This window comes from Novosphingobium sp. MBES04 (assembly GCF_000813185.1).
GTDB lineage: Bacteria > Pseudomonadota > Alphaproteobacteria > Sphingomonadales > Sphingomonadaceae > Novosphingobium > Novosphingobium decolorationis.
The window spans coordinates 944,776-961,954 of record NZ_DF850488.1 but is presented as its reverse complement, the minus strand read 5'-3'; the positions used below and the strand labels follow the sequence as shown (position 1 = coordinate 961,954).

Genomic DNA, 17,179 nt, shown 5'->3' with positions numbered 1-17,179 from the left:
ACCCCACCGTGCCCCTCCCACGCAGACCATGGTGCGTGGGGGCGGGGGATGGCCTGCCAAGGGCACGCCATCGGTGAGGGGCATTTGGCCCTTTCGGTCTCATCCCTTCGGCCAAGACTTGTTTTCCTTCCGCGGCGACCCCGCGAAGATCGGCGCCGAGGCGTGGTAACTTTCTCTTTCAGATGACACGCGGGTAAGCCCGCATGGCCTATTTCAGCGTTTCTTGGATCGCTTGGCGGATACTTGGCATCACTCGATCGACGCGGTGCACTGAAATGTTATGCAATCGATTGAATCGAGGTCGCCACAGGAACCGCAAGGACAATACGGGAAGAGGTACAAGTCATGGGAGCGATGCTGCAGGATGCGCGTGTGCGTTTCGAAGAATGCCACACGGCCTGGTTGAACGAATGTGAATTCGCCGAACTGGCGCGCACACTCAAGGCGCTTGCGCAGGAACAGGGCGTCGCGACCGATCCGATCATCAACGAACTCGTCCACTTCGGGGCTGAAGCCGCGTTTGCGCTGCTCACGGTCGAAATGCGTATCGTGGGCGATGCCCGAGCGGCGAAGCCCACCCCTATTGCCCAGATGAAGCCTGCCGGTCCGCCGCTGGTCCACTGAGTGTGCCGGTGGGGCGGCCGCCGAACACGGCTTTGCCCCGCACAACGGCACAAGACCACGCCGACAGGCTTTCCCGGCGCCGTCCACCTCTTCCCCTGGGTGTGGACGGCGCCTCTTTTCGTGTTCCGATCAGTCGAGGTTGGGGCGCAGCCAGCGTTCGGCCGTGGCGATGTCGATGCCGCGCCGCCCTGCGTAATCCTCCAACTGGTCGCGCCCGATGCGCGCGACGCCGAAGTACTGGCTCTCGGGGTGTGCGAAGTAGAAGCCCGAGACGGCCGAAGTCGGCAACATGGCCTGGCTTTCGGTGAGCGTGATCCCGGCAGTGTCCTGCGCGCGCAGGAGATCGAACAGGATCGGCTTCAGCGAATGGTCCGGGCAGGCCGGGTAGCCGGGGGCCGGGCGGATGCCGCGGTACTGCTCACGGATGAGCGCCTCGTTGGTGAGCTGCTCGTCGGGCGAATAGCCCCAGAGCGTGGTGCGCACGTGCTGGTGCAGACGCTCGGCAAAGGCTTCGGCGAAGCGGTCGGCCAGGGCTTTCAGGAGGATGTCGGAATAATCATCGTGCGCGGCCTTGAAGCGGGCGATGTGTTCATCGATGCCATGGATGCCCACGGCAAAGCCGCCCAGCCAGTCGCCCGCCGGATCGACGAAGTCGGAGAGGCAGAAGTTGGCGCGGTCGCGTGACTTTTCGACCTGCTGGCGGAGCATGGGAAGGCGCGTGCCATCGGCAAGCAGGATGTCGTCGCCGTCCTGGTGACATTCCCAGAACGAACAGACGCCCCGGGCCGTCAGCCACTTCTCCTCGACGATGGTGTCGAGCATCTTCTGCGCATCCTCGAAGAGATTGCGCGCGCTTTCGCCCACCACTTCATCGTTGAGGATGGCTGGGTAGGTGCCCGCCAGTTCCCAGGCGCGGAAGAAGGGCGTCCAGTCGAAGGTTTCGCGAAGGTCTGCAAGGTCCCAGTCCTCGAAGACGTGGAGGCCGGGCTGCATCGGCGCGGGCGCCTTGTCGGCGAAGTCCGGCTTGAAGGCGTTGGCGCGCGCGTCCGCGATGGGCAGGACGTCGCGCTTGCCCTTGCCCGCGCGGGCCTCGCGCACCTTCTCGTAGTCGATGGCGACGGATTCGATGTAGCCCTCGGCCTGTGTGTCGGAGAGGAGCTGCGAGGCGACGCCGACCGCGCGGCTGGCGTCGAGCACGTGGATGACCGCGCCCGTATAGGCCGGGTCGATGCGCAGTGCGGTGTGGACCTTGGAGGTGGTCGCCCCGCCGATGAGGAGCGGGATCTTCATGTCCGCGCGCTGCATCTCCTCGGCGACCGTCACCATCTCGTCCAAGGAAGGCGTGATGAGGCCGGAGAGGCCAATGATGTCGACGTCTTCCTTCTGCGCGGTCTCCAGGATCGTGGACCAGGGGACCATGACGCCCAAGTCAATGACCTCGTAGCCGTTGCACTGGAGCACGACGCCCACGATGTTCTTGCCGATGTCATGGACGTCGCCCTTGACGGTGGCCATGATGATCCGGCCCTTGGCCTTGGAATTGGCGTCCTTTTCCGCCTCGATGAAGGGGATGAGGTGGGCGACCGCCTTCTTCATCACGCGCGCGGACTTCACCACCTGGGGCAGGAACATCTTGCCCGAGCCGAACAGGTCGCCCACGACATTCATGCCGTCCATGAGCGGCCCTTCGATCACCTCGATCGGGCGTCCGCCCGCTGCGAAGATCGCTTGGCGCGCCTCTTCGGTGTCGTCGACGATGTGCGCGTCGATGCCGCGCACGAGCGCGTGCTCGATGCGCTTGACCGGCTCCCAGGTGCGCCACTCCTGCGTGGCCTTTTCCTGCGCCTTGTCCTTGCCCTTGAAGCTTTCGGCCAGTTCGATCAGGCGCTCGGTCGCGGTCTGCTCGCCGCCCGCCTTGGGCGTGCGCATCAGGATCACGTCCTCGCAGGCTTCGCGCAAGGCGGGGTCGATCTGGTCGTAGACGTCAAGCTGGCCTGCGTTCACGATCGACATGTCGAGCCCGGCGGGGATCGCGTAGTAGAGGAAGACCGAGTGCATCGCGCGGCGCACCGTCTCGTTGCCGCGGAAGGAGAACGAGAGGTTGGAAAGCCCGCCCGAGAAGTGGACGTGGGGGCAGGCGGCTTTGATCTCGGCGACGGCCTCGATGAAGTCGAGCGCGTAGCGGTCGTGCTCCTCGATGCCGGTGGCCACGGCAAAGACGTTGGGGTCGAAGATAATGTCTTCGGGCGGAAAACCGATGCCGGTCAGCAGCTTGTAGGCGCGGGTGCAGATTTCCACCTTGCGCGCCTTGGTGTCGGCCTGCCCGGTCTCGTCGAAGGCCATGACGACCACGGCCGCGCCATAGGCCATGCAGGTGCGCGCCTGCTTGAGGAAGAGTTCCTCGCCTTCCTTCATCGAGATCGAATTGACGATGGGCTTGCCCGAGACGCACTTGAGGCCCGCCTCGATCACGTCCCATTTCGACGAATCGATCATGATCGGCACGCGCGCGATGTCCGGCTCGGCCGCGATCAGGTTGAGGAAGGTGGTCATCGCCTCGAGCGCGTCGAGCAGGCCCTCGTCCATGTTGATGTCGATGACCTGCGCGCCGTTCTCGACCTGCTGGCGCGCGACTTCGACCGCGGTCGCATAGTCGCCAGCCATGATCAGCTTCTTGAACTTGGCAGAGCCGGTGACGTTGGTGCGCTCGCCGATGTTGACGAAGCGCGAGCCCGAGGCCGAAGCGGGCGTGGCGGCAGAGGCGGAAGTCTCGGTCATGGTGTCCCCCCGGGATCCGGTCAGGTGGTGGCGAGTGCGGCGAGCGGGCGCGCCAGCACGAAGTCGTCGTAGATCACGCCGCCGACATCGAAGCTGCGTGAGCCGATCGTCTCGAAGTTGTTCTTGGCGTAGAAGCTCAAGGCCCGCTGGTTGTCGTTCTTGACGCCCAGCAGCAGGCGCTTGTGTCCGTCGGCCTGCGCGGCTTCCAGGACATTGCGCATGAGTGCGCTCGCGATCACGGTGCCCTGGAACTTGGCCAGCACGTAGATGCGCTTCAGTTCCACGTCGCCGTCCTTCGCCTGGTCAAGCTCGGGCGTGCAGGTGAGGGCATAGCCTACCGGCGCGTGGCCCGGTTCGACTTCGGCGAGCCAGATCCGCGCGCCGCTCTCCAGATAGCGGCGGTAGGTCTCGGCCGAATGCGAGGTGCGGCAGTGGCCCAGAAGACCCTGGCCGTGGACGACGCCTGCGAAGGCCTCCAGGAACGTGGCCGAGCCAATGAGCGAGAGAGTTTCCGCATCCTCGGGCGTGGCAACCCGGATGCGCCAGATAGGCATGTTCGTCATGTAAGGTGTCTTTGCGTCAGGCGGCCATGGTGAAGGGTTCGAGCCCGGCGAGGCGGGTCACGGGGGCAAGCTCGGGCACGCGGCGGGGCGGCAGGCCCTCCACCGCCTTGGCGATCTCGGCGATGTGCGCGGGCGTCGATCCGCAGCAGCCGCCCAGCACGTTGACCTGGCCCGCGTCGGCCCATTCCCTGACGAAGCCTGCCGTGGTTTCGGGCATTTCGTCATAGGCACCCAGTTCGTTGGGAAGCCCGGCGTTGGGGTAGATCATGATGAGGCTGTCGGCGATCTCGGAGAGAACCTTGACGTGCGGGCGCAGCTGGGTCGCACCGAACGAGCAGTTGAGCCCGATGGTGAGCGGCCTGGCATGGCGCACCGCGTGCCAGAACGCCTCGACCGTGTGGCCCGAGAGGTTGCGGCCCGACAGGTCGGTCAGCGTCATCGAGAGCATGATCGGAACCTCGTGGCCCAGTTCGGCCTCGAGCTGGCGCACGGCCATGATCCCGGCCTTGGCGTTGAGCGTGTCGAACACGGTCTCGATCAGGATGAAGTCGGCGCCGCCTTCGACGAGCGCTGCGGCCTGTTCCTTGTAGACATCGACAAGCGTGTCCCAGTCGATCTCGCGATAGCCCGGGTCGTTGACGTCGGGGCTGAGCGAGAGGGTCTTGTTGGTGGGGCCGATGGCGCCCGCAACGAATCGGGGGCGCCCGTCCTTCGCGGTGAACTCGTCGGCAACCTTGCGCGCAAGCTGGGCGGAGGCGACGTTGATCTCGCGCACGAGCCCCTGTGCGCCGTAATCGGCCTGGCTGATGCGGTTGGCCGAGAAGGTGTTGGTCTCGGCAATGTCCGCGCCAGCCTCGAAGTAGGCGCGGTGGATGGCTTCGGGCACTTCGGGCTTGGTGAGCGCGAGGATGTCGTTGTTGCCCTTCTGGTCGTGGCCCAGATCCAGATCGCCCGCGTAGTCGGCCTCGGAGAGCTTCCAGTTCTGGATCTCGGTGCCAAAGGCCCCGTCGGTAATGAGGATGCGGCGGCGGGCCTGCTCCTCGAAGGCATCACGGGGCGTCATCAGACGGTCTCCTTGGGGCGCAGGCCGAGCAGCTGGCAGATCGCGTAGGTCTGGTCGGCCTTGTTGAGCGTGTAGAAATGGAAGTTGCGCACGCCCCCGTCGTAGAGGCGCTTGCACAGGTCGGCCGCGGCGACGGCGGCGACCAGCGCGCGCGGGCCGGGGCGTTCGTCCAGATCGGCGAAGAGCGATTCGAGCGAGGTGGGGATCTCGGTGTTCGCGGACATGCGGCGGATCGCGGCGAAGTTGGTGACGGGCATGATGCCGGGCACGATCGGCGCGGTGATGCCCGCGGCCAAGGCCTTGTCGAGGAAGCGGAAATAGGCGTCGGCCGAAAAGAAGAACTGCGTGATCGCGCGCGTGGAGCCCGCATCGATCTTGCGCTTGAGGTTGTCGAGGTCGCTCTGCGCGCTCGATGCCTCGGGGTGCATTTCGGGATAGGCGGCGACCGAGATCTCGAAATCGTGGCGCTTCCTCAGCCCTTCGACAAGCGCTGCGGCGCTGGCGTAACCTTCGGGGTGGGCGCGGAAGACGCCGTTGTCCTGGGGCTGGGGATCGCCACGCAGGGCGACAATATGGCGCACGCCCGCGTCCCAGTATTCATCGGCGATCTCGTCGATCTCGCCCTTGCTGGCCGCGACGCAGGTAAGGTGTGCAGCGGGGACCAGATCCGTTTCGCGGCGGATGCGCGCGACCGTCGCGTGGGTGCGCTCGCGCGTCGAGCCGCCCGCGCCATAGGTGACCGAGACAAATTTGGGGGCCAGAGGCGCCAGTTCGGTGATGGCGTCCCACAGCTGGGCCTCCATCTTCTCGGTCTTGGGCGGAAAGAACTCGTAGGAGACCGCAATGTCTCCGGCCATTTCGCCGAACAGCGGCGTATCGCCGCAGGGGGCGGACGTGGCAGCTTCGGCGGGTCGGGTCGTAACAGTCATCGCTTCGCAATCTTTCGCTTGGGCCGCTTGGGGCAAGGGCGCCTCTTCAAGGGCACAGTCGTGGCAAAGGGCAGGTAAACCGGCGTTTCAGGCAGATGCCGGGGCAGGCGTAGGGGCAGGGCAGGGCAGGCGCTCGGCAGTCCAGATCTTCACCGTCAGGGTGTCACCCGGAAGGGCAATGGGCGGGGCGGGCGCGAAACCCGCGTCGGCCATGAGCGAGGCCATCTGAGCATCGGAAAACCCGAGTCGGGCGTGGGCATGGCGCTCGCGAAGTTCCTCGCGCTCGTGCGCGGCCAGATCGACGATGGCGATGCGCCCGCCTGCACGCGTGACGCGCGCGGCTTCGTCGAGGACGGGGCCGGGCGAGGGCGCGAAGTGGAGCACCTGGTGGAACAGCACGGTGTCGAAGCTGCCCGAATCGAAAGGCAGGTCGACGAAATCGCCGCGCACCAGGTCGACCTTGTCGGCGGGCAGCGCCTGGAGCCGGGCCCGTGCGATCTGGAGCATCTCCGGGTTGCGGTCGAGCGCGGTGACGTGGCTTGCGCTTTCGGCCAGAAGTTCGGCCATGCGGCCGGTGCCGGTGCCGATGTCGAGCAGGGCGCCCAGCTTTCCGGTCTGATTGCCCGGCGCGCAGCCGAGTGCGGCGATGAGCGCAGCCTCGACCGGCTCGTCGGCGCCGTGGAGCTGGCGCAGGGTATCCCATTCCGGCGCGTGGCGCGCGAAATAGGCCTGTGCATTGGCCTCGCGCGCTCGCGGATCGAGGCGAGCTGGCGGCGGTCATCGCGGCAGCGATGCGCAAATTCGGGGTCGTCGCGCTCGGCAATGGTGAGCAGGCGCGCGGCGGCCGCCCCCATCTCGGGCTCGGAAGTTTCGCTCACGGCCGTGCGCAGGAAGACCCAGCTGCCTTCCTTGCGGCGTTCGGACAGTCCCGCGTCGCACAGGATTCGCACATGGCGCGAAACACGCGGCTGGCTCTGGCCCAGCACTTGCGCAAGTTCGCCCACGGAAAGCTCCATGTGCGCCAGCAAACGCATGATGCGCAGGCGCGTCGGCTCCGAAAGGGCCCTCAGAAGTGGGTCAATTTGCATGCGGGTGGATATAAAGATATCTTTATATGCGTGCAACCCCAAGGTTTGAGGCCACTTCCGCCCCCCATACTTCCTATTTGCGTTGCACCATCGTCTCGTTTAAAGAGGCCTCCGCAGGCTTGCCTGCAAGCGTTGGCCCGTGGGCCAAACAATGCAAGGGGATTCGCATGAAGAAGATTGCTTTCGCCGCGTTCGCGTCGGCTGCCGCTCTGGCTCTCGCAGCTTGTGGCGAGACTCCGGCTCCGGAAGCCACCGAGTCGGTTGAGACCGTGCCCGGTGACATGATGGCGACGGACGCTCCGACCGAGGTTCCGACCGAGGCGATGTAATCCGTTTGGAGGGCTGGCCGGCGCCTCGTGTTCCGGCGGCCCTCCGCGGCTTTCCACCCGGTTTCGGCCGGGACATCGGAAAGACCCACTTAAGCCAAGTGGACAAAGACCCTCCCCTTTCGGGGAGGGTTTTTCGTTTTCGGCCCATGTTTTTGCAAACGATGCGCGCCGAACTTCGAAGACATTTGCGCGATGCGCTGCAATGCGGCATCACCTGATCCCATGCTCGATGCTTTCCGGATCGCGCTTGGTCAGCTCAACCAGTCGGTCGGCGATATCGGCGCCAATGCGGATTCGATTCTGGCGGCCCGACGTGAGGCGCGCGATGCGGACCTTGTCGTTTTTCCCGAACTCCACCTGATCGGCTACCCGCCCGAGGACCTAGTGCTCAAGCCCGCGCTGGTCGAAAAGGCGGCTGCCCAGCTTGAACGGCTGGCCGAGGCGAGCGGCGATGATGGGCCAGCCATGCTGGTGGGATCGGCCTTCGTGCGGGATGGTGCGCTGCACAATGGGGTGGCGTTGCTCGACCAGGGGCGGATCGCGGCGGTGCGCTTCAAGCACGAGCTCCCCAACTACGGCACGTTCGATGAAATGCGCCTGTTCCAGCCCGGCCCCTTGCCCGAGCCGGTGATCCTGCGCGGCACCATGATCGGGGTGCCGATCTGCGAGGATATCTGGCGCCCGGACGTGTGCCGTCACCTTGCCGACTTCGGCGCCGAGATGTTCATCTGCATCAACGGCAGCCCTTACGAGATCAACAAGGAAGCCCTGCGAATCGAGGGGATAGCCCGGCGCCGGGCGGGCGATACCGGCATCCCGCTGGCCTATCTCAACCGCGTGGGCGGACAGGACGAGCTCGTCTTCGATGGCGGCAGCTTCGTCGTCAATGGCAATGGCCAGCTCGCTGCGCGTGCGCGGGACTGGGAGGAGCAGGTCCTGCAGACCTCGTGGACCCGCACCGCGCGTGGCTGGCGCTGCGACCGGGGCGATCTGGCGCAGGAGACGCCCCAGCCCGAGACGATCTACTGCGCCATGGTTCTGGCGCTGCGCGACTTCGTGGAACGCAGTGCGTGCGAGGGCGTGGTGGTGGGCCTCGATGGCGCGCGCGATTCGGCGTTGGTGGCGGCACTGGCGGTTGATGCGCTTGGGCCTGAATGCGTGACCCTGGCGCTGGTCCCGCCGTTGGCAGGCGGCGCGCAGGCGCTGGACGATGCGCGGGCCTGTGCGGACAGCCTTGGCGCCAGGTGCCGGGAGATCACGCTCGATTCGCGCATCGCAGAGGCCTTGGAGGCCCTGGATGTCTGTTTCGTCGGCCCTGAGCGGGAGGCGGGCGAGCGGCTTGCCGCACGCATGCGCGCGCTGGTGCTTGGGGCGTTTGCCGAGAGCCAGGGCGCGATGCTGCTCTCTTCGGCGACAAAGAGCGATTTCAGCCTTGGCCGCGCGCCCTCCTGCGCAAGCGCCACGGGCGGTTACAGTCCGCTCAAGGATGCCTACGCGACGACGGTCGCCATGCTTGCCACATGGCGAAATGGCGCGATCCCGCACATCGGGCTGGGGCCGGAGGGGACGATCTTTACCGCCTCGATTCTGGCCCGCACGCCGCCGCTTCCCGACGGCGTGGACGACGCGGGGCGCCTGGATGCCATGCTGTTCGGCCTTGTCGAGCACGACAAGAGCATCGACCAGATGGTCGCGGACGGATTTCCCCGCGCGGTCCTGCGCCAGATCGAGGAGCGTCTGCATGCGAGCGAAGCCCTGCGCCGCCAGTCGCCGCCGGGCGTGAAACTGTCCCCAAGAAATTTCGGTCGGGATCGGCGCTATCCGATCACTCATGCGTTTCGCAGCTGAGGGATGAACGACGAGCCGGGCCGCGGCAACGTGAAACCGGCGAATGGAGATGAGTTATGGGAATGCTGGTGGACGGCCAGTGGCACGATGTCTGGTATGATACCGAGGCCAACAAGGGGAAGTTCGAGCGTGAGAAGTCGGCGTTCCGCAACTGGCTGACGGCCGACGGGAGCCCCGGCCCTTCGGGCGAGGGCGGTTTCGCGGCGGAAGCTGGACGCTACCACCTCTACGTCAGCCTGGCCTGTCCCTGGGCGCACCGCACGCTTATCATGCGCGCATTGAAGGGGCTGGAGGGAATGATCTCTGTCTCCATCGTGCACTGGCACATGGCCGAGAACGGCTGGACCTTTGCCGAAGGGCCGGGCGTGGTGCCCGATCCGATCCACCATGCACAGTACATGCACCAGGTCTACACGGCGGCGAAGAGCGACTATTCGGGCCGGGTGACTGTGCCGGTGCTCTGGGATCGCACGAAGGGCACGATCGTCAGCAACGAATCGGCCGAGATCATTCGTATGTTCAACACAGCGTTCGACGATCTGGGCGCGCGTCCGGGCGATTATTATCCCGAGGCGCACCGCGAGGCGATCGATGCCTTCAACGCGCGGATCTACGACACGGTGAACAACGGCGTCTACAAGGCCGGCTTCGCGACCACCCAGGAGGCCTACGAGGAGGCGGTCTATCCCCTCTTCGGCACGCTCGACTGGCTTGAGACGCGCCTCTCGGCGAGCCGCTACCTCATCGGCAACACTCTGACCGAGGCCGATATTCGTCTCTTTACCACGCTGGTGCGTTTCGATCCGGTGTACCGGGGGCATTTCAAGTGCAACCTGCACTCGCTTGCCGACTATCCGAACCTTTCTGGGTATCTGCGTGACATCTACCAGGTACCCGGCGTCGCCGAGACGGTCGATTTCCGGCATATCAAGGGGCACTATTACCAGAGCCACGGCACCATCAACCCGACCGGAATCGTGCCGGCCGGACCGCTCATGGACCTGGCCGCACCGCATGGCCGTGAGGGAATGGGGGGACTTGCCGACTAGGTGGACGCGCCGCCGCGCACGGGCGGGCAATGTGGGCTTTGACCTCGCGCCCGCCTGCGCGTAATCGCGCAGGGCTATGACCACCACGCGCTTTGCCCCTTCGCCCACGGGCCTTCTTCACGTCGGCAACATCCGCACGGCCCTGCACAACTGGCTGCTGGCCAAGCGGTCGGGCGGACGCTTCCTGCTGCGCATCGACGACACCGACGCGGCGCGCTCGCGCGAGGACTATGTGGAGGCGATCCGCGCAGACCTTGCCTGGCTGGGCATCGCGGCCGAGGGCGAGGAACGCCAGTCGCAGCGCTTTACCCTGTACGAAGCCGAATTCGAGCGTCTGAAGGGCGAGGGCCGCATCTATCCGTGCTGGGAAAGCCCGCAGGAACTTGAACTCAAGCGCAAGGTCCTGCTGGGCCGCGGGCTGCCCCCGATCTATGACCGCGGCGCGCTTGCCCTTTCCGAGGAGGAAAAGGCGCAGAAAGTGGCGGCGGGAGACGCTCCGCACTGGCGCTTCCTGCTCGACCGCGACGAGCCGATTGCCTGGGAGGACGGCATTCGCGGCCCCCAGTCCTTCGATGCGGCGATGATGTCGGACCCGGTGATTCGGCGCGCCGATGGTTCCTGGCTCTACATGCTGCCCTCGGTGATCGACGACATCGCCATGGGCGTGACCGACGTTCTGCGCGGTGAGGACCACGTTTCGAACACAGCGGCGCAGGTGCAGATGTTCACGGCGCTGGGCGGCACGGTTCCGCGCTTTGCTCACGAAGCCCTGCTGGTCGGCAGTGAGGGCAAGCTCTCCAAGCGGCTGGGCTCGCTTGGCATGGCGCAGTTGCGCGAGGACGGGATCGAGCCCGAGGCGCTGATTGCCCTGCTGGGGCGCCTGGGGACCTCGGATCCGGTCGATCCGGCGCTGCGTCTTGCGGACTTGGCGGCGAGCTTCGATCTCTCGCGCTTTGGCCGGGCCCCGGCGCGCTTTGACGAAACCGAACTGGCGCGCGTCAACGCCGCAATTGTCCACACGCTGCCCTACGAGGCCGTGGCGGAGCGTCTTCCGGACGGAATGGACGCGGCGGCCTGGGAAGCGGTGCGCCCCAACCTGGCTCACGTCCACGAGGCGGCGGATTGGTGGCAGGTCGTCACCGGCCCCGTCGCCGCGCCGGACCTGGCCGAGGAGGACCGCACCTATCTCGCGACGGCTGGCGAGGTGCTGGAGGGGCTCGACTGGGAGCCGGGCGTCTGGAAGGCGCTGACCGGCGCGCTCAAGGAGGCGACGGGCCGCAAGGGCAAGGCGCTGTTTCTCCCCTTGCGTCTGGCGCTGACGGGGATGGAGCACGGGCCCGACATGGGCGCGATGCTGCCCCTGATTGGCCGCGAAGCCGCGCTGGAGCGCCTGCGCGCCGTTTGACATGCGTCAAGGACGGGGTTTCAGGCCCGTCCTACTTCCCGCCCGTCAGCAGGTCGCAAGGGACTTACGCGATGGGCTTCGTGATGATGATGGCGGTACATTCGCTGGCGACAACGGTCCTCATGGGGATCGGTCTTGTCGCCGTGCTGGGCGCGGGGCTGGTCGACGGCTACGTGTTCCTCGCCGTGATCGCGCTGGCCTTCGTGGCGGCCCTGCCGGTTACCTGGATAGTGCTGCGCATGTTGGGCGGCGCGGTGGCGATCCAGGATGAGGGCGCGGCGCCTTTGCGTCGGCCCTGAGGGGGCTGCGGACGCAGCCAGCGCCTTTCGCGCGGCCGCGTCCGCAGTACTCCATACTTCCTCTTATTCCATCACCCAGCCATGGCTGGCGAGCAGCGACTGGCCGGTCAGTGCGTTGGTCTGGAAGGCGGCGAAGAACAGCGCGACTTCGGCGATGTCCTCGACCGTGGTGAACTCGGTGTCGACGGTCTGGCCGAGCATGACCTTGCTGACCACCTCCTCTTCGGGAATGCCCAGTTCCTTGGACTGTTCAGGGATCTGCTTCTCGACCAGCGGGGTGCGCACGAAGCCCGGGCAGATCACGTTGGTGCGCACGCCCTTGGGGCCCGCTTCCTTGGCGATCACGCGGTTGAGGCCCATCAGGCCGTGCTTGGCGGTGACATAGGCGCTCTTGAGCTTGCTTGCCTCCTTGGAGTGGACCGACCCCATGAAGATGATCGAGCCCGAGCCCTGCTTGTACATGTGCGGGATCACCGCCTTGGAGGTGAGGAACGCACCGTCGAGGTGGATCGCGAGCATCTTCTTCCAGTCGTCGAACTTGAACTGCTCGATCGGGTTGACGATCTGGATGCCGGCGTTGGAGACCAGCACGTCGACCGTGCCCCAGGCCTCGACCACGGCCTGGACCCCGGCTTCGACCTGCTCTTCACTGGTCACGTCCATGGCGACCGCCATGGCATCGGCTCCGTAGGTCTGGGTGATTTCATCGGCAGCCTTCTGCGCGGCCTCCTGGTTGAGGTCGGCGATGGCCACCTTGCCGCCTTCCTCGGCGTACTTGCGGGCAATGGCGAGGCCGATGCCGCTGGCCGCGCCGGTGACGATGCAAACCTTGTCCTTCAGTTTCATGTGCGTGCTCTCTCCAGTTATCTCGTCGGCGTCCGGGCCTGCCCGTCTGTGCGGTGCCTGCTGGGCGCTTGCCGTGCGCGTATTCAGCCGTGTTCGCGTTCGCAGGCAAGATCGAATGTGGCGATCTCGTCCGGTTCGATGGCGCGCTCCAGCCATTCGGGGTGTTCGAGCGAAAAGATCGCGTCGGCCTTGCCCGCCTGCCAGTGCTCGTCGACCGTCATCCGCGAAAACTCGTAATCCTTGGAATTGGTTTCATAGCCGCGCGGACGGTTGATGAGGTGCATGATCGCGACCGGACCTTCCGGGCGGCAGGAGAGCAGCTTGGCGAGGTCGGGATCGTCCTTCAGCTCCTCGGGCAGCTTGTCGGCCAGGCGGTGCGCGGCGGCGCGCAGCGCCTGGAGCTTGCGCGACATGTCGGTGCCTGGCGGGTGCGGCTGGAGAAGCGGATGTCCTTCTCGCGCTGGGCGATGTCGGCCATCGTGCGCGGGACTTCGCCGCGTGCGGCGAAGAGGTCGATCTGGAAGACTTCCATTGCGCAAGCGGGGCGGTTGTCGAGCACGTACTGCAGCGGCGTGTTCGAGACGAGGCCGCCGTCCCAGTACCACTCGCCCTCGATCTGGACCGGCGGAAAGCCCGGCGGCAGCGCGCCGCTTGCCATGATGTGCTCAGGACCGATCGGGCGTTCCAGGTTGTCGAAGTAGACGAAGTTGCCGTTGAGCACGTTGACCGCGCCCACGCTGAGCCGGGTCTCGCCCCTATTGATGCGCTCGAAGTCGACAAGTTCGAGGAGGCTCGCGCGCAGCGGGGTGGTGTCGTAGTAGGAGAGCTCGCCGAACTCGGCGGGCCATTCGGGCAGCGGCACCGGAAAGCGCGGGTTGAAGAAGCCCGGGATGCCGAGCGTCGAGGCGAAGAGCGCGGAGGCCTCGTTGAAGGTGCGCCGGGCAAAGCCGATGGGTTCATCCAGCTTGTAGAGCAGTTCCGAGGAGGCCCGCTCCCAGAAGGTGCGCAGCGCCTTGACGCGTTCGCCCACGGGATTGCCAGCGATCAGCGCGGCGTTGATCGCGCCGATGGAGATGCCCGAGATCCAGTCGGGCCGCATGTCCTCGGCGGCAAGCGCCTCGTAGACTCCGGCCTGGTAGGCACCGAGCGCGCCGCCGCCCTGCAGGACGAGCGCGGTATAGGTGCCCGCCTCGCGTCCGGAACGGCTGGCAACCGGGCCCCAAGGGGCGCGGATCGGCGTATCCTGGTAGTTCATGGCGGCTTCCCCTCGCGATCAGGGCATGGTGCGTTGCAACATATGGGCCTTGATCGGTCCGGTTGCAACGGCGCGAGAGGCGGCGGGCCCCACGCACAGACCCGGGATCGGCGGGGAGAGCCGACCTCGCCTCAGGAGCCTTGCGCTTCCGCCTCGGCATCGGCCACCGCCTCGCTCGCCGCTTCGAGAAGGCGCCGTTCCAGCGCTTTGAGGCGGTTGGCCGAGGTGATCTTCTCGCCCAGGAGGTCGGTCACGTAGAACGTGTCGACCGCGCGCTCGCCATAGGTCGCGATGTGTGCCGAATAGACCATGAGCTTGGCCTCGAAGAGCGCGTGGGCAAGCCGGTTGAGGAGCGCGGGACGGTCGCGCGCGGTGGCTTCGACCACGGTGAAGCGGTTGGACGCGCCGTTGTCGAAGATGACCCTGGGGCGCACGTCGAACGCGTCGGCGCGCGGGCGCACCTCGGGCTTGGCGACCAGCTGGGGCAGGATCTTGATGCGGTTGGCAAGCGCGTTCTCGATCGATTCGCGCAGCCGGTCGAGCTGGGCCTCCTCGCTGAAGGGGCGCCCGAGCGGGTCCTGCACGAGGAAGTTGTCGACCGCGCGGCCCGTGCGCGTGGTGTGGATGCGCGCGTCGATGATGTTGCCGCCAGCCAGGTGGATGCCGCCCGCGATGCGGTAGAACAGGCCCGGGTGGTCCGACGCGATCACGGTCACCAGCGTGGCGGTGCGCGCGGGGTCGTATTCGGTGTGGATCGAGAGCGGATCGTCGTCGGCCGCCAGCAGCTGCGCGAGGTTCTTGGCGATGACGTCCTCGGGCTCGGCGATCCAGTAGGCGTCGATCAGCTTGCCGCCGACCTTTTCCACCAGCTCCGCGTTCTCCGGGGCGAGGGCGCGCACGGCTTCCTTCTTGGCCTCGACGCGCTGTTCGCGGCCGAACTGCGCATGGCCCAGGCGCAGGCGCTCTTCCGAGGCGTTGTAGAGCTCGGCGATGAGCTGGCGCTTCCACGAGTTCCAGGTGCCCGGACCCACCGCGCGGATGTCGACGATGGTGAGCAGCGTCAGCTGGCGCAGGCGGTCGAGCGATTCCATCTTCTCGACGAAATCGAAGATCGTCTTCGCATCGGAAAGGTCGCGCTTGAAGGCAGTGGCCGAGAGCAGCAGGTGCCAGCGCACCAGCCAGGAGACGAGCTCGGTCTCCTCCTCGTCGAAGCCGAAGCGCGGGCACAGCTTGAGCGCGATTTCGGAGCCCAGGATCGAGTGGTCGCCGCCGCGGCCCTTGGCGATGTCGTGGAGCAGCACCGAGGCGTAGAGCGCCCGGCGCGAGCGCACCTTGTGGACGATGTCGTGGGCAAGCGGGTGGTCGTCCTTGAGTTCGCCCCGCTCGATCTTTGCCAAGAGGCCGATGGCGCGGATGGTGTGCTCGTCGACCGTGTAGTGGTGGTACATGTCGAACTGCATCTGCGCGTTGACGCGGCCGAATTCGGTGATGAAGCGCCCGAATACGCCCGCCTCGTTGAACCAGCGCAGCACGGTCTCGGGATCGTTTCGGCTGGTCAGCAGCTCCAGGAACAGCGCGTTGGCGCGCGTGTCCTCGCGCACCTCCTCCTTGATGAGGGCGGCGTCGTGCTGGATCTGGCGCATCGTTTCGGGATGGACCTCAAGGCGCTCCTTGTCGGCGATCACGAAGATCTCGATCATGCGCACCGGGTCCTTGGTGAACCAGTCGTCCGACGGCGCCTTGATGCGCCCGCCAAAGACCTTGTAGCCCTTGACGATACGCTCCTTCGCCTTGAACCCGGCGAGCAGGCCGCGCGGCTGCTTCTTGGCGAACTGCTCGTCGAGCTGGGCGAGGAACACGCCGGTCAGGCTGCCCACCGTCTTCGCCTGAAGGAAGAACATGTGCATGAAGCGCTCGACCGCGCTCTTGCCCGGGCGGTCGGTGTAGTTCATCCGCGCCGCGACCTCGCGCTGGAGGTCGAAGGTCAGGCGGTCCTCGGCGCGATTGGCGATGGTGTGGAGGTGGCAGCGCACCGCCCAGAAGAAGTTTTCCGCGCGGCGGAAGGCGAGGTATTCCTTGCGGGAGAATAGCCCGGCATCGACCAGTTCGCCCGGATCGCGCACGTGGTGCAGGTACTTGCCGATCCAGTAGAGCGTGTGAAGGTCGCGCAGGCCTCCTTTGCCCTCCTTGATATTGGGCTCGACCACGTAGCGGCTGTCGCCCATGCGCTTGTGGCGTTCGTCGCGCTCGGCCAGCTTTTCGACCACGAACTGGCGCTCGGTTCCTTGCGCGACATCGCGCCAGAAGCGGGCCTGCGCCTCCTCGTAGACGTCCTGATCGCCCCAGACGTAGCGCCCCTCCAGCATCGCAGTGCGGATGGTGAGGTCGGATTTCGACATGCGCACCATGTCGTCGAGCGAGCGGCTGGAGTGGCCGACCTTCAGCCCCAGATCCCACATGAAGTAGAGCATCGCCTCGATGACCTGCTCGCACCAGGGCGTGTGCTTCATGGGGGTGAGGAAGGCGATGTCGACGTCCGAGTGCGGCGCCATCTCGCCGCGCCCGTAGCCGCCCACCGCCATGAAGCACAGCCGCTCCCCCTTGGAACGGTTGACCGCGGGGTAGACGTGCTTGACCACGTGGTCGTGCATGACGCGCAGCAGCTGGTCGGTGAGGAAGGCCTGCGCCTCGGCGATCTCGTGCCCGGCAGACGGCTTCTCGGTGAGACGCCTCTCGATCTCCGCACGCCCCTCGGCAAGCGCGGTGCGCATGGTCTCGACCACGAACTGCCGGGACTTGGCCGGACCATAGGCCGCCACCAGCTTGTCGATGGTCTGGACGAGTTCGCGCCGGTCGATCACGGAACGCGGGGAAGGGATACGAATGACACTCATGACGGGAAGCTTCTAAACGTCGCAAACGACAAGAGGAAGTCGGCACAAGGCATCATGTGCGCCGAACTTCTCCCGTGGTGCTGCGATTTTTGCAGGTCTGGTTTCAAATCGCGACTACCATCAAAGGGGCGGCTATGCCAGAAGGCAGCCAAATGGCCCGATCCCGTGCGCTTTTGCGCGGAAGAAAGGGCCCCGCGCTACCTGACGAA

General features: G+C 66.1%; 14 protein-coding genes and 1 pseudogene. 6 read left to right on the top strand and 9 right to left on the bottom strand.

Translation table 11 applies throughout. The annotated features are described in order from the left end of the window. Window positions 1-345: 345 nt before the first annotated feature. Entirely contained in the window at window positions 346-624 is a 279-nt protein-coding gene (locus MBENS4_RS04260) for a hypothetical protein (protein WP_039388994.1), read from the top strand. A 129-nt stretch (window positions 625-753) separates the two neighbouring features. On the opposite strand, the gene metH is transcribed toward MBENS4_RS04260, so the two are convergent. The 5 genes and pseudogenes from metH to MBENS4_RS04235 form a co-directional block, all read right to left on the bottom strand. Then, the gene (gene metH, locus MBENS4_RS04255) at window positions 754-3,402 is read right to left on the bottom strand and encodes a methionine synthase (RefSeq protein WP_039388992.1); all 2,649 of its coding nucleotides are present in this window, start codon (window positions 3,400-3,402) and stop codon (window positions 754-756) included. 20 nt (window positions 3,403-3,422) lie between these two features. Then, window positions 3,423-3,965 carry a GNAT family N-acetyltransferase gene (locus MBENS4_RS04250; protein ID WP_039388990.1) on the bottom strand — a complete coding sequence of 181 codons (543 nt, stop codon included), beginning with the start codon at window positions 3,963-3,965 and terminating at the stop codon, window positions 3,423-3,425. A 16-nt stretch (window positions 3,966-3,981) separates the two neighbouring features. Beyond that, window positions 3,982-5,028 carry a homocysteine S-methyltransferase family protein gene (locus tag MBENS4_RS04245; protein ID WP_039388988.1) on the bottom strand — a complete coding sequence of 349 codons (1,047 nt, stop codon included), beginning with the start codon at window positions 5,026-5,028 and terminating at the stop codon, window positions 3,982-3,984. Next, window positions 5,028-5,957 carry a methylenetetrahydrofolate reductase [NAD(P)H] gene (gene metF, locus MBENS4_RS04240; RefSeq protein ID WP_039388986.1) on the bottom strand — a complete coding sequence of 310 codons (930 nt, stop codon included), beginning with the start codon at window positions 5,955-5,957 and terminating at the stop codon, window positions 5,028-5,030. The genes MBENS4_RS04245 and metF overlap by 1 nt, the downstream gene beginning before the upstream one ends. A gap of 87 nt (window positions 5,958-6,044) precedes the next feature. Further along, window positions 6,045-7,045: pseudogene (locus MBENS4_RS04235) on the bottom strand (ArsR/SmtB family transcription factor). A gap of 167 nt (window positions 7,046-7,212) precedes the next feature. Here MBENS4_RS04235 and MBENS4_RS26065 point away from each other — a divergent pair. The 5 genes from MBENS4_RS26065 (at window position 7,213) to MBENS4_RS04215 (ending at window position 11,975) form a co-directional block, all read left to right on the top strand. Next, entirely contained in the window at window positions 7,213-7,374 is a 162-nt protein-coding gene (locus MBENS4_RS26065; RefSeq protein ID WP_162853555.1) for a hypothetical protein, read from the top strand. 222 nt (window positions 7,375-7,596) lie between these two features. Then, complete coding sequence (locus tag MBENS4_RS04230) at window positions 7,597-9,222, top strand: NAD+ synthase (protein WP_039388985.1); 1,626 nt, start codon at window positions 7,597-7,599, stop codon at window positions 9,220-9,222. 56 nt (window positions 9,223-9,278) lie between these two features. Continuing rightward, window positions 9,279-10,271, top strand: a complete 993-nt coding sequence (locus MBENS4_RS04225; RefSeq protein ID WP_039388983.1) for a glutathione S-transferase family protein — start codon at window positions 9,279-9,281, stop codon at window positions 10,269-10,271. A 76-nt stretch (window positions 10,272-10,347) separates the two neighbouring features. Then, a complete protein-coding gene (gene gltX / locus MBENS4_RS04220; protein ID WP_039388981.1) occupies window positions 10,348-11,676 on the top strand; it encodes a glutamate--tRNA ligase in 1,329 nt (442 codons plus the stop codon). Then, window positions 11,673-11,975, top strand: coding sequence for a hypothetical protein (locus tag MBENS4_RS04215; protein WP_144400843.1), 303 nt, complete (start codon window positions 11,673-11,675; stop codon window positions 11,973-11,975). The genes gltX and MBENS4_RS04215 overlap by 4 nt, the downstream gene beginning before the upstream one ends. Window positions 11,976-12,038: 63 nt before the next feature. Here MBENS4_RS04215 and MBENS4_RS04210 read toward each other — a convergent pair whose 3' ends face one another. From MBENS4_RS04210 to MBENS4_RS04200, 4 genes are all read right to left on the bottom strand, one after another. Continuing rightward, the gene (locus tag MBENS4_RS04210) at window positions 12,039-12,821 is read right to left on the bottom strand and encodes a 3-hydroxybutyrate dehydrogenase (protein WP_039388977.1); all 783 of its coding nucleotides are present in this window, start codon (window positions 12,819-12,821) and stop codon (window positions 12,039-12,041) included. 83 nt (window positions 12,822-12,904) lie between these two features. After that, window positions 12,905-13,234, bottom strand: coding sequence for a DUF3734 domain-containing protein (locus MBENS4_RS26390; RefSeq protein ID WP_242404771.1), 330 nt, complete (start codon window positions 13,232-13,234; stop codon window positions 12,905-12,907). Then, window positions 13,165-14,076 (bottom strand): patatin-like phospholipase family protein, encoded by a 912-nt coding sequence (locus MBENS4_RS04205; protein ID WP_242404770.1) that lies wholly within the window; start codon window positions 14,074-14,076, stop codon window positions 13,165-13,167. The genes MBENS4_RS26390 and MBENS4_RS04205 overlap by 70 nt, the downstream gene beginning before the upstream one ends. A gap of 131 nt (window positions 14,077-14,207) precedes the next feature. After that, window positions 14,208-16,970, bottom strand: coding sequence for a [protein-PII] uridylyltransferase (locus MBENS4_RS04200; RefSeq protein ID WP_039388975.1), 2,763 nt, complete (start codon window positions 16,968-16,970; stop codon window positions 14,208-14,210). Window positions 16,971-17,179 lie beyond the last annotated feature (209 nt).